This is a genomic window from Streptomyces sp. Ru62, assembly GCF_002920615.1.
In the GTDB taxonomy this organism is placed as follows: domain Bacteria; phylum Actinomycetota; class Actinomycetes; order Streptomycetales; family Streptomycetaceae; genus Streptomyces.
In genome coordinates this window covers 142,343-154,090 of record NZ_PQSU01000008.1, presented here as the reverse complement: position 1 = coordinate 154,090, position 11,748 = coordinate 142,343, and the positions used below count along the sequence as shown (strand labels likewise).

Below are 11,748 nucleotides of genomic sequence, written 5' to 3'. Positions count from 1 at the left end.
GACTTGGCGCGGTACGTCCGCCGCGTCGCGTTCGCCCCCCCCGCTTCCCCGGGCTCCGCATCCGCCGCGTCCGCCGCCGGAAGGAGGACACGTGCCCGGCCGCGTCCGCCACCTCACGAGGAGTTGTCCGTGGTCATGCTCCGGCGCCTGAGACGCAATCCCTTGTGCCGCCGCAACGACCTGGTCCAGGCGTGGATCGGTCTCGTCCTGCTGCTGGCCGCGCCGGCAGCCACCCCTGCCGTCATGGTCCTCGTCGGCGACGCCGCCCACCGCCACTACGCCCACGCCGCCCAGCACCAGGCCGCCACCCGTCACCACACCACCGCCGTCCTCCTCCAGGACGCCCGGCGCCACCCCGAACCCGGCTCCGCCGAAGCCAGGAAGACCCGCTACCCGGCCGAGGTCCGCTTCACCGACCCCCACGGGCGCACCCGCACCGCCACCGCCGATGTCCGGCCCGCGCTGCCCAAGGGCAGCGCCGTCCGCGTCTGGGTCGGCACCGACGGGAAGATCACGGACCCACCGCTGAGCCCCGGCGAGGTCCGCAGCCGCGCCATGGGATCGGCCATCATCGCCGCCCTCGGCGTCCACGCCACCGCGGCCGCCGCCTACGGCGTCACCTGTCGCGTCATCCTGCGCCGCAACCTCGCCGCGTGGGACACCGCCTGGGCCCGGACGGCACCGCGTTGGACCACGTCTCCGTAGGTCACGGCCGGGCCGAGGGGTCCAACGCCCCGCACGGTCACGAAGCCCTTCCCGCTTTCGCCGCCGACTTCCGGCCGCTCGCCGCCGAGCACTCGGCCGAGTGGCCGCCGAGAGGTACGAGCTCGCCGAACTCCGGGACGGGGCAAGACCACTGATCACGGAACTCGGTTGCGTCACGGGCGGCGGCCTGGCGTACGTTCGAGCCCATGACACGCATCCGGGGATTCCGGCCGGTCAACCGGTGAGCGGCTGGTGGCCCCTTCTGGAGGAACGGACCCGCCGAGAGGTCGACGCCGAAGTGCTGCGGGACCGCCGCCTGCCGGCGGTCAGGTCCGTATGGAACGCCCTGCGCCCGCTGGGGCTGGGCTTGGCCGAGGCGGAGCGGGTGGTCCATGCGCGGTACGAGGCTCTCGCCGACCAGGTGCGGCGCACACCCCCCGATCCGCTCGACGTGCCCTCACTCGCCGCCCGTGCCGCGGCTCTCCCGGGCCGTGTGGCCGCGATCGAGGCTGTGTGGGACGGCGACACGGTGCACGACTGGTTCGTGGTGCTGATCGCGGTCCTGGAGGATCCGGACGGGGACGGCCACTTGGCGACCGTCCACCACCGTCGTGACGGCTCCCCTCCGCGCACTGCCGCCGCCGAGGCCGGCCGGGCGCTGGCCGACCACCTCGGCGTACCGTTCCGCTTCCCCTCCCCGCACGTCCCCGACGACCAGACCCCGCGTCGGCGGGCAGTGGCGCGGCCGACGGAGGAGCCGTGGCCGAGCCGATGGGGTGATCGTGCGTCCCGAAACGCTGCCCTGCTCACGTGGTCGGGCTCCTGTGGCGGTGACTGCGGGAACGGGTCGTGAAGCGGGTACGCCGGCTTCCGCTCGCTCCTGGACGCGGCGCTGCCGAACCGGGATTTCGGCAACCTCTCCCGTGCGCGCCCTCGTCGCGGCCTCCGGGCCGACTGGGGATCGACGGTCGGTCAGCCACGGCATTGCGCGCCGCGGCTCCCGCACTCGGCGAGGCTCGCCCGCATGAGTCGCGTGGACGCGGGAATCCGGTGATCACGTTTCCGCGGAGCGGGAGGAGATTCTTCGTGCACAAGGGCAAGTGGATAACAGGCAGCGCACGCAAGGAGTTGGCCGAAGCCTTCACCAAGGAGTACCGCGAGGGGCAGTCGATCCGCGCCATAGCCGAGGCGCATGGCCGGTCGTACGGCTTCGTGCACCGTGTGCTCACCGAAGCCGGCGCGCCCCTCAGGGCGCGGGGAGGCGATGTCCGCGCCGGCAGCGCCCACTCGACACGATGACGGCCACGTCGACATCGGTGTACCGCGCGAGGCTGGACCCATGAGTTCCGGGTAGCCGAACCTCGTGGGGCCCCAACGAGAGCAGGGCACCCTGCCGAAAGGAGTGTCATGTCCGGAGTACTCCAGCGACTCAAGCAGTTCGCGAACAGTCCGCAGGGCCGGCGCACGATCGAACAAGTACGGCGTACCGCGGCCGATCCGCGCCGTCGGGCCCAGGCCCAGCGGCTCTTCGGCAAGCTGCGCGCCCGCCGGTCGGGGTCAGGAATGTGACCCACGCCGATGAACGGCCCGCCGCTGCGCGCCATCCACGAGTCGCAGCCCGGGTCGGTCACGGGCAGCACAGCGGCCCGGAGATCGGGGTCAAAGACCGGCGCACACGGACCGGGCGGTCTTCAATTCCTTCTGCGCCTCGGGCTCAGAGAGGTCGGCGAAGCGGAGCAGCCGGTTCTGCACCCGGCTCATGGCCTCGGCCAACGGCTTGAACTCGCGATCACCGGCGGCCGCCGCGGTGGACAGCACGGCGGCGGCGCCGAGGCGGTCGAAGGCGATTTCCCTCTTGGCCCCGTCGGCCGCGAGGTCCGACTCGTCGAAGCCCCGCAGGGCGTCGCAGGCTTGGCGGGCGTCGCCGGCCGCGCCGCTGTCGGCGGAGCCGTCCCCGCCGCTGAGCGCCCAGGCGGTGCCGACGCCGCCCGCGCCCAGCACGAACCCCACGACGAGGGCGGCGGCCAAGGAGGGGTGCACCCGGCGGGCCGGGGCGGTGGGGACGGGGTCGGGGCCGGGGTTGCCCGAGGGGGCGCCGCGAGCGGGTGGTGTTGACGATGACATGCCAGAAGGGTAGCGGTCGGTGCCCGGCGCACGGACAACCCGGTCCGTCGTCGTGGAGGACCCGCAGGGGCCCTGGACACCTGGGAGGTGTTCGGCACCTCCGAGCACCGAAGCCGTTCGTCTACCTCCCCGCCTCCCGGTCGGAGGACGGCCACACGTAGGGCAGGTCGTCCGGGACGCCGGGGAACACGGGTGCGTACGTGTCCGGGTCCTTGCGGACGAGCGCGGACTGGTGGCTGCGGTGGAAGGCCTCGTCACCGAGCCACGGCGGGAGTTCGCCCGCCGCGGCGAGAGCGGGCTGATCGCGTACGTGTGCGCCCGGACGGCCTGCGGCGTACCCGGCGACCAGTGACGCGGCACAGCTGTCCTGGTGTCCCTGCTCGCGCCAGACCCGGCACACTTCGAGTCCGTAGCGGACCAGGGCCTCCTCGTATCCGCTCCACATGCGCACGGCCGGGTGCCTGCGCCAGCCGTATCCGGGGACGGTCAGGCCGCGCAGGACCTGGAGTGCCTCGACCCGCTGCTTGCCGAGGCGGCGACGGTCCAGGATCAGGGCGGAGCGCCGGAAGTCGGCATCGGGCAGGAACGTCTGCATGGGCGCCGTCCTGGAAGTCCTTGAGCGCGTAGGGGAGTTCGGGGGGCCAACGGGCCCGGCGGTCTCGGTCCGTGCGGGCCGCGGTCAGCCGTCCGCGGCCGGGGGACCCGCCGTGTGGCCGGGGTGCCCGAGGGCGCGACGCGCCTCCCTCATCTCCGCCTCGTACAGGTGGTCCCGGCCCTGGGCGAGTGCGTTCACCACACTGCGTTCCAGTTCCTGGAACGGCCGGTAGTAGGTGTCGTTGTAGGCCTCGACGATCTGGAACGTCCAGTGACCGGGGATGACGTCGCGCCCCAGGATCTCGGCCTCGGCCTTCGCCGCCCACTCGGTGTGCCCGGCCTCGCGCAACAGCCGTACCGCCCGTTCCAGTTCGAGGTCGGCCCCGCCGGTCAGCTGGTGGAAGCTGTACAGGTGGCCGCGGGCGCGCTCCGTGGTCTCCAGGGCCTTCGACAGCGATCCGAGGGCTTCGACGGTCAGGTCGTCGACGCCTTCCGGGCGGCGGTACCGGTGGTCGGGCCGGCCCTGGTACTCGTTCATGGCACTCCCTGGGTGCTGTGGCGCCTTCGGTCCCCGCATCCCTTCCCGTCGCGCCGGGTGACCGTGTGCGGCGTGGGCCGGACGTGTGACGGGTCGTCGCGTGCGGCGCGTCCGTGCGCTTCCCCGGGGACACCCAGCCGACGACAGGCGTTCACCGGGTGCCCCAGGCCCGGGCGGCGGCTCGGGCCAGTCGCCGCAGTACGGCGTTCCGGCCGTGCGGTGGAACCGTCCACAGGGTCACCCCCCGCACCCCCCACCGCTCCAGCAGGGCGTTGGCCGCCAGGAAGCCGGCCGTCGCGGCCCGTTCCATCAGCGCCACGGGCAGGCCGGTGCGGACCATGTCACCGGCCACCACGAGACCCGGGTCCGGGGTGCGGACGGTCGGCCGGTCTCCGTAACCGCCCACCGGGAACAGGGGGCAGTCGTCGCGCCATTCGTGGCGGGCGTCGACGATCGTGGCGTCGCGCGTCTCGGGGTAGACACGGTGCATCTGCTCGATCAGGCGCTTCTCCTCGACGTCCCGGGCGGCGTAGGCCGGCACCGCGTAGGCGTGCAGTTCCACCACGGACCCCCCGGTGCGTGCGGCCCAGTGGGCGGCCTCGTCCTCCCAGCGCTCCAGGACGCTGACGTTGTCCAGGGTCCCGAATCCGCCGGTGCCCAGGAATCCCGGTCGGCCGGGCGCCACGGGGCGGTCCAGCCAGAGCCTGGTCACCAGGAACGGCGGGGCGTTGCGCAACCGTGCGATCCGCTCGCGCCACGGGGCGTCCCCCAGCAGGTCCGAGCGGGCGACGAGGCGGCGCAGGCCCGCGGTGTCCAGGGCGAGGACCACGCTGTCGTGGTACCGCTCGTCCCGGGCGGAGGTGACCTGATAACCGCCGGTGCGCCGCGGCGTGATGTGTTCGACGGCCGTGGCGGTGCGCACCTCGGCGCCGTGCCGCCGCAGGTAGCCGGCCAGGGGCTCCCACAGGGCGGCCGGGAAGGGCGCGCGGGGTACGTCGAACAGCAGGCCCTCGGCCGAGCCGAGGAAGTAGATGTGGAACATCAGCGCCATCTCGGCCGCCGAGAGCTGCCGGGGGTCCGCGAAGAAACTGCGCGAGAACACCTCGAAGGCGAGGTGCCGGGCCTGCTCGGGGAAGCGGACGGCGTCGAGGAACGCATGGGCGCTGACGTGGTCGAGCCGGTCGTAGATGCCGGGGACCCGGACGTCGAGCAACGGCAGGGCCGCGACCGGGTCCATGCGACGCAGGTCCCGCACGGTGAAGGCGGGGCTGAGCGCGGCGAAGCCGAGCGCGCTCCACGGCGGGGTGCGCGGGACGTGGCGGAAGCTGTCGCGCGTTCCGCCGGCGTGGAGCAGCGGGTAGTCGGGCAGTGCGGTCAGCCGCCGCAGGCCGGGGTCGGTACGGCGGAGCAGTCCGCGGAGGTTGTAGTACTGACGGAAGAAGGCGTGGAAACCTCGGCTCATGGTCACCGGGGTGCCGTCGCGCAGGGTGGTCGGCCAGCCTCCGGCGCGCCCGCCGAGATACGGCTGCCGCTCGTACACCGTCACGGCCACCCCGCGTTCGGCGAGTGCCGTGGCGGCGGCGAGACCGGCGATGCCGCCGCCGACGACGGCGGTGCTGGGTCGGGCCCCGTCGGGGCGCGGCCCGCCGGGGGGCGCCGGCAGCATCCGGGCCCGCCGGTCCCGGCCCCGCCGGGAACCGTCCGGCGCCTCGGCGGCGGTCATCGCGCGCGCTCCGCGCGCCGTGCGACGAAGGTGTGGGTGATGCCGGTCTGCCAGCCCGGCAGGGGCAGGGCCCGGACGCGTTCGAAGCCGGCCGCGCGGACGCGCGCGGCGAAGCGTTCGACGGTGTCGAACTCGATGACGCTGCGCCACAGATGGCGGTACAGCCCGCCGTCCCCGAGGGCGGACGCCACGGGCTGTACGAGGCCGCGGCACACCAGGCTCCACACCGCTCGGTCGACGCGTCGGCCGCTGAGGGTGTACTCGTGCACGCCGAGCCGGCCACCGGCGACGAGCAGGTCCCGTACGGCGGTGAGGACGGCGTCGGGATCGGCGACGTTGCGCAGCAGGTAGGCGGCGAAGACCGCGTCGAACGGACCGGTCACCCCTGCCTCGGCCAGGCGTTCCGCCGGTGCCCGCACGAAGGTCACCTCGTCCGCCCAGGGCTTGGCGGCGGCCCGCCGCAGCATGCCGGCGGAGGCGTCGACGGCGGTGATGTGCGCGGCCGGCAGGACGGCGCGGAGCGCGGCCGTCGAGGCGCCTGTACCGCAGCCGAGGTCCAGCAGGCGCAGGCCCGCTCCGGACCCGGGCAGGCCGAGACGGCGTACGGAGCGCCGGAGGTGGGCGTGATAACCGGGGTTGGCGGCCACCAGCGCGTCGTAGCCGCGGGCGGCGTGGTCGAACGCGGCGGTGAGGTCCTCGTCGCGCAGCAGCGTCATGCGGTCTCCAGGTCGGTGCGGTCGGGGGGTGATCAGTCGCGGGGGCGGCGAAGCGGGACCGGTGGGTCAGTCGAAGGGGCGGCGGGGCAGGAGGGGCAGTTCGAGCGCCGACCGGAGCATCGGACCGACCGGGGTGCGCAGGCCGATGGCCAGGTCCTCGCGCAGGCGGGTGCGTCCGTCGAGGAAGCGCAGCAGCCTCGGGGCGGGTACGTGGGCGAACAGGCCGCAGAACAGTGCGGGACCGTCGACCCGGCCGGTGGCAAGGGCCCGCAGCAGTACGGCGTCCATGGCGCGGGACCGGGCGGAGTGGGCGGGAGGCGGCACCGGCCGGTGTCCCCGGCGCAGGGCGGCGGCGACGGACCGCGTCTGGCGTTGCAGACCGGCGAAGGTGTAGCCGGTGGACGGGCGGGTGGCGCCGCCTGCGGCACCGATGCGGAAGACGGAGGCTCCCACCTGCCGGGGCATCGGCGCGTCCGTCATCGGGATGACGCCCTTCTCGGTGGCGAGGACCTGTGTGTCGCCGAGGCGCAGCACGTCGTCGACGTAGTGCCGCACCGCCGCCTCGTAACCGGCGGTGGTGAGTGCCCGGGGTGAGAACTCGGTGTACTCGACGAGGGCCTGGTGCGGTCCGACGGGCAGGACGTAGCCGAACGAGAGGCCGTCGGCGGGCTGCGGGGTGCGGAAGTCCATGAGGTCGACGGTGCCGGGGTCGAAGACCGGTCGTGCGGTGCGGACGAACCAGCCGTGGAAGTGCTGGAGCAGTGTGGTGCGGGCGGCGGGCAGGCTGCCGGGCGGCCGGGAGTCGAACACCCAGCGGGCGGTGAGCACCCGGGCCTCTCCGTCGGCGCCCCGCGCCAGGACGCGGGCTCCGCCCTCGACGTCCTCCACCGTCTCGACGGTGGCCTCCAGCCGCCGCACGTTCGGGCTGCGCGCCAGGTCCCGCCCGACCAGGCCCTCGAAGTCGTCGGACCGGATCATCTTGTAGCGCAGCGGCGCCAGGTTCCCTTCGATCGGCTCGCCCGTGGGGGGCCGTACGCGCAGGCGCCCCCAGGAGGCCGTCAGGGCGCCGTCGAAGCGCCCGTGGCCCGGCTCCCAGAAGCACCAGGTGCGGCGCGGCGCGCGCAGAGGGCCCGGCGGCGCGTCCACCAGGACGACGGACGGCGTCCGCAGCCCCCGCGCGTGCCCGGCCAGACGGTGGGCCAGGGACAGGCCGGCGGCTCCGCCGCCCAGAACGGCCACCTCCGCCTCGAACACGTCGGCTCCTTCCGTGCTGTGCGTGCACGTGCCCTGCGTCTCTTCCCGCCGACGTGCCCGCACGGACGCGGGTCACCCGGATGCGGCACACGGGGGTCACGACGGGTCGGCGATGTGGAAGGCATCGCCGCAGACGGCCGGCCGCGCCGAGGCCGGTGCCGCGGGCCCGCCCGGTGCACGCGGCGGAGACGTGGTGACGGACCGCTGGTGACCACGACGAGAGGAACAGGATGCGCCCCACACAGGCGAAGGAACACCATGCAGTCACGCCACCGCCCGCCCCGCGCCCGGCCCTGCCGTCGGGATCCCCCGTCCGGGTGCGCCGGGAGGCATCCGCAGGGAGCCCGCCGCCCGCCTCCGCCACCGGTGACGCGACGGCCGATAGGCACCCCCGCCCCGGGCCGGGTCGGGGCCGAGGACAGGACCTGGCATCCGCAGGGAGCCCGTCGCCGGCGGGCTCCGGCGCGCAGGAGGCCGGCCGGTGACGCGCACGTTGCCCGGACGCACCGACCACGTCGTCGTCGTGGGGGCCGGCCTCGCCGGGCTGTCGGCCGCCCTGCACCTGCTGGGCGCCGGTCGACGTGTCACCGTCCTCGAGCGGGACGCCCTGCCCGGCGGCCGGGCCGGACGCCTGGACCTCGGGGGCTACCGGGTCGACACCGGTCCCACCGTGCTGACCATGCCCGAACTCGCCGACGAAGCCTTCGCGGCCGTCGGCGACAGCCTGCACCGCAGGGTGGAACTGATCCCCCTGCACCCGGCCTACCGGGCCCGCTTCGCGGACGGCAGCACGCTCGACGTCCACACCGACGCCGACGCGATGGCGGCGGAGGTGGAGCGCTTCGCCGGTCCCGGTGAGGCGGCGGGGTACCGGCGGCTGCGCGACTGGCTGGGCAAGCTGCACCGGGCGCAGATGCGCCGTTTCATCGACGCCAACTTCGACTCCCCGCTCAACCTGCTGAACACCGACCTGGCCCGGCTGGCCGCGCTCGGCGGCTTCGGCCGGCTGGACGCCCGGATCGGGCGTTTCCTGAAGGACGAACGGCTGCGCCGGGTCTTCTCCTTCCAGGCGCTGTACGCGGGTGTGCCGCCCGCCCGCGCGCTGGCCGCGTACGCGGTCATCGCCTACATGGACACCGTCGCGGGCGTGTACTTCCCGCGGGGCGGCGTGCACGCCCTGCCGCGGGCCATGGCGGACGCCGCCGCCGAGGCGGGCGCCGACCTACGGTACGGGCAGCGGGTGACCCGTCTGGAACGCTCGGGCGGGCGCGTCACCGCCGTCGTCACGGACCAGGACCGCATCCCCTGCGACGCCGTCGTGCTCACCCCGGACCTGCCGGTCGCCTACCGGCTCCTCGGCCGTTCCCCCCGGCGTCCGCTGCGCCTGCGGCACTCACCGTCCGCCGTGGTGCTGCACGCCGGAACGGACCGCACCTGGCCCCGACTGGCCCACCACACGCTGTTCTTCGGCGCGGCCTGGCACACCACGTTCACCGAACTCACGCGCACCGGCAGGCTGATGAGCGATCCCTCCCTGCTCGTCACCCGGCCCACCGCCACCGATCCCCGGCTCGCACCGCCGGGCCGCCATCTGCACTACATCCTCGCGCCCTGCCCCAACACCGACATCGGGCCGGATGCCGGCGCCTGGCGCGAACTCGGCCCCCGCTACCGCCGGACGCTGCTGCGGGAGCTGGAGCGGCGGGGTCTGCACGGCATCGAGGCCGCCGTCGAGGAGGAGTGTCTCGTCACCCCGGCCGACTGGCGGGCCGCGGGTCACGCCGCGGGCACCCCCTTCTCGGCCGCCCACACCTTCGCCCAGACGGGGCCGTTCCGGCCGCGGAACCTCGTGCGGGGCACCGAGAACGCCGTCCTCGCCGGCTGCGGCACCACGCCGGGCGTCGGCGTGCCGACCGTGCTGCTGTCCGGGAAGCTCGCCGCCGCGCGGATCACCGGTCCGCCGCGTCCCGCACCCTCCCGGCCCCCCGTCCCTCCCCTGCGCGTGAAGGAGACCACCACATGACGGACCGCGAACTGCGCGCGGCGGGGATCGGTGATCCGGCGCTGCGCGCGGCGTACCGGCACTGCCGTGCTCTGAACGCGCGGCACGGCAGGACGTACTTCCTCGCCACCCGGCTGCTGCCCGTCGAACGCAGGCCCGCCGTGCACGCTCTGTACGGCTTCGCCCGCTGGGCCGACGACATCGTCGACTCCTTCGGCACCGGCGCGGACACCGGGCGGCGGGCGGCGGCCCTGGCGGAACTGCGGCGGAGCCTGGAGGACGGACTGCGGTACGGGCGCGGTGACGAGCCGGTGGTCCTGGCGCTCGCCGACACCGCGCACCGGTACGGCATCGAGCACGCGTTGTTCCATGACTTCATGTCCGCGATGAGCTCGGATCTCACGGTGACCGACTACGCCACCTACGCCGACCTGCGCGGCTACATGCACGGCTCGGCCGCGGTGATCGGACTGCAGATGCTGCCGGTGCTGGGCACCGTGGTGCCGCGCGAGGAGGCCGCGCCGTACGCGGCGGCGCTGGGTGTCGCCTTCCAGCTCAGCAACTTCCTCCGGGACGTGGGCGAGGACCTGGACCGGGGCCGCGTCTATCTGCCCGCCGACCTCCTCGCGGGCCACGGAGTGGACCGGGAACTGCTGCGGTGGAGCCGGGACACCGGCCGGCACGAGCCTCGCATCACGGCCGCGCTGCGCGAGTTCGAGGCGCTGACGCGCGGTGTCTACCGGGAGGCGCTCCCCGGCCTCGGCATGCTGGACCCGGTCTCCCGTCCCTGTATCCGCACCGCGTTCGTCCTGTACGGCGGCATCCTGGACGCGGTCGCCCAGGACGGTTACTCGGTGCTGCACCGCCGCGCGGTGGTCCCGCGCCGGCGGCGCGCGGCGGTCGCCGCGGACGGCCTCGTGCGGGCGGTCACCGCGCGGCTGCGCGCCGGGCGTTCCTCCCGGCGACCCGGGGCACCGCGTCCGCTGCCCGCCCCGGTGCTCGGCGGACCCTGCCCACCGGCCGCGGCGGAGGTCGGGTGAACCCCGTCCCACCGGTCCGGCGCGGTCGTCTTCCGCTGTCGCTGCGCCGACGGCCGGTGCCGTGGGAGCGTCAGCGGCCGACCTGGCGCGACGCCGGGCCGGGCGTGATCGCGGAGGCGTTGGAACGGGCGCGGGCCCGGCCGTCCGGCAACTGGTACGTCGTCGGTGCGTCGGGCGTTCTGCGCGACGACCGTCCGCTCGCGGGAACCGTGGCGGGTCAGGAGGTGGTCGTGTGGCGCGGTCCGGATGGCCGTCCGGTGGCCGGCCCCGGTGTCTGTCCCCATCTCGGGGCACCGTTGCGGGACAGTCCGGTTCGGTGCGGCACCCTGGTGTGCCACTGGCACGGGCTGGCCCTGGACGGCACCCCCTACGCCGGCTGGGCTCCGCTGCCGGTGCACGACGACGGCCTGCTGCTGTGGGTCCGGCTGGACGCGGTGGGCGGTGAGCCCCCGTCGGACGCGCCGGTCGTCGTGCGGCGGCCGGAGCGGGCACGCGCGCTGGCAGCCGTCTACACCGGCACGGGGGTCTGCGAGGTCGAGGACGTGGTGGCCAACCGTCTGGACCCGTGGCACGGTGCGTGGTTGCACCCGTACTCGTTCGTCGACCTCACGGTGGTCGGATCACCCGACGGCTCCGGGAGCGGCACCGAGGACGCCTTCACCGTCGACGTCTCCTTCAAGGTGGCGGGGCGCCTGGTCGTACCCGTCCGCGCCGTGTTCACCGCCCCGGAGCCGCGCACGGTCGTCATGCGCATCACCGAGGGTGAGGGGGCGGGTTCCGTCGTCGAGACCCACGCCACGCCACTCGGTCCCGACCGGTCGGGCCGGCCGCGGACCACGGTGACCGAGGCGGTGGTGGCCGCCTCCGACCGGCTGGGCTTCGCCGTCGTCCGCCGTGCGGCGCCGCTGCTGCGACCGCTCGTGCGCGCGGCCTCGGCGCGCCTGTGGCGCGACGACCTCGCCTACGCCGAACGACGCTGGACGCTCCGCGCCTCGGGACGCTTCCCCGGCTGAGCGGCGACGAGCGGTCGTCTGCCGACGCTGTCGGCCACG

Annotated in this window: 13 protein-coding genes; 7 read left to right on the top strand and 6 right to left on the bottom strand. The window is 74.7% G+C overall.

Annotated features, from left to right (window positions below; genetic code table 11):
* The first annotated feature begins 135 nt into the window (after positions 1–135).
* The 4 genes from C3492_RS13065 (at position 136) to C3492_RS44590 (ending at position 2,274) form a co-directional block, all read left to right on the top strand.
* Positions 136–705, top strand: coding sequence for a hypothetical protein (locus C3492_RS13065; protein WP_181140353.1), 570 nt, complete (start codon positions 136–138; stop codon positions 703–705).
* Positions 706–946: 241 nt separating this feature from the next.
* Complete coding sequence (locus C3492_RS13060; protein ID WP_308461144.1) at positions 947–1,558, top strand: hypothetical protein; 612 nt, start codon at positions 947–949, stop codon at positions 1,556–1,558.
* Positions 1,559–1,791: 233 nt separating this feature from the next.
* Entirely contained in the window at positions 1,792–2,004 is a 213-nt protein-coding gene (locus C3492_RS13055) for a helix-turn-helix domain-containing protein (protein WP_103812025.1), read from the top strand.
* Between the two features lie 108 nt (positions 2,005–2,112).
* Positions 2,113–2,274 carry a hypothetical protein gene (locus C3492_RS44590; protein WP_165951812.1) on the top strand — a complete coding sequence of 54 codons (162 nt, stop codon included), beginning with the start codon at positions 2,113–2,115 and terminating at the stop codon, positions 2,272–2,274.
* Positions 2,275–2,364: 90 nt separating this feature from the next.
* On the opposite strand, the gene C3492_RS13050 is transcribed toward C3492_RS44590, so the two are convergent.
* From C3492_RS13050 to C3492_RS13025, 6 genes are all read right to left on the bottom strand, one after another.
* The gene (locus C3492_RS13050) at positions 2,365–2,829 is read right to left on the bottom strand and encodes a hypothetical protein (protein ID WP_258055670.1); all 465 of its coding nucleotides are present in this window, start codon (positions 2,827–2,829) and stop codon (positions 2,365–2,367) included.
* Between the two features lie 121 nt (positions 2,830–2,950).
* Positions 2,951–3,424, bottom strand: coding sequence for an MSMEG_6728 family protein (locus tag C3492_RS13045; protein WP_103811916.1), 474 nt, complete (start codon positions 3,422–3,424; stop codon positions 2,951–2,953).
* An 84-nt stretch (positions 3,425–3,508) separates the two neighbouring features.
* A complete protein-coding gene (locus tag C3492_RS13040; RefSeq protein WP_103811915.1) occupies positions 3,509–3,961 on the bottom strand; it encodes a hypothetical protein in 453 nt (150 codons plus the stop codon).
* A 151-nt stretch (positions 3,962–4,112) separates the two neighbouring features.
* Positions 4,113–5,684, bottom strand: a complete 1,572-nt coding sequence (locus tag C3492_RS13035; protein ID WP_103811914.1) for an FAD-dependent oxidoreductase — start codon at positions 5,682–5,684, stop codon at positions 4,113–4,115.
* Positions 5,681–6,400, bottom strand: coding sequence for a class I SAM-dependent methyltransferase (locus C3492_RS13030; protein WP_103811913.1), 720 nt, complete (start codon positions 6,398–6,400; stop codon positions 5,681–5,683). Before C3492_RS13030 ends, C3492_RS13035 begins: the two co-directional genes overlap by 4 nt.
* A gap of 66 nt (positions 6,401–6,466) precedes the next feature.
* A complete protein-coding gene (locus C3492_RS13025; RefSeq protein WP_103811912.1) occupies positions 6,467–7,654 on the bottom strand; it encodes a lycopene cyclase family protein in 1,188 nt (395 codons plus the stop codon).
* A gap of 481 nt (positions 7,655–8,135) precedes the next feature.
* Here C3492_RS13025 and crtI point away from each other — a divergent pair, with 481 nt between their 5' ends.
* The 3 genes from crtI to C3492_RS13010 are packed head-to-tail and all read left to right on the top strand — an operon-like array spanning position 8,136 to position 11,709.
* Positions 8,136–9,677 (top strand): phytoene desaturase family protein, encoded by a 1,542-nt coding sequence (crtI, locus tag C3492_RS13020; protein WP_103811911.1) that lies wholly within the window; start codon positions 8,136–8,138, stop codon positions 9,675–9,677.
* The gene (locus C3492_RS13015; RefSeq protein ID WP_103811910.1) at positions 9,674–10,696 is read left to right on the top strand and encodes a phytoene/squalene synthase family protein; all 1,023 of its coding nucleotides are present in this window, start codon (positions 9,674–9,676) and stop codon (positions 10,694–10,696) included. Before crtI ends, C3492_RS13015 begins: the two co-directional genes overlap by 4 nt.
* Positions 10,693–11,709, top strand: coding sequence for a DUF5914 domain-containing protein (locus C3492_RS13010; protein WP_103811909.1), 1,017 nt, complete (start codon positions 10,693–10,695; stop codon positions 11,707–11,709). The genes C3492_RS13015 and C3492_RS13010 overlap by 4 nt, the downstream gene beginning before the upstream one ends.
* Positions 11,710–11,748: the final 39 nt, after the last annotated feature.

Coding starts and splice junctions, on each gene's coding strand:
- C3492_RS13065 (WP_181140353.1), top strand. CDS start 136: ATGCTCCGGCGCCTGAGACGCAATCCCTTGTGCCGCCGCAACGACCTG.
- C3492_RS44590 (WP_165951812.1), top strand. CDS start 2,113: ATGTCCGGAGTACTCCAGCGACTCAAGCAGTTCGCGAACAGTCCGCAG.
- C3492_RS13050 (WP_258055670.1), bottom strand. CDS start 2,829: ATGTCATCGTCAACACCACCCGCTCGCGGCGCCCCCTCGGGCAACCCC.
- C3492_RS13045 (WP_103811916.1), bottom strand. CDS start 3,424: ATGCAGACGTTCCTGCCCGATGCCGACTTCCGGCGCTCCGCCCTGATC.
- C3492_RS13040 (WP_103811915.1), bottom strand. CDS start 3,961: ATGAACGAGTACCAGGGCCGGCCCGACCACCGGTACCGCCGCCCGGAA.
- C3492_RS13035 (WP_103811914.1), bottom strand. CDS start 5,684: ATGACCGCCGCCGAGGCGCCGGACGGTTCCCGGCGGGGCCGGGACCGG.
- C3492_RS13030 (WP_103811913.1), bottom strand. CDS start 6,400: ATGACGCTGCTGCGCGACGAGGACCTCACCGCCGCGTTCGACCACGCC.
- C3492_RS13015 (WP_103811910.1), top strand. CDS start 9,674: ATGACGGACCGCGAACTGCGCGCGGCGGGGATCGGTGATCCGGCGCTG.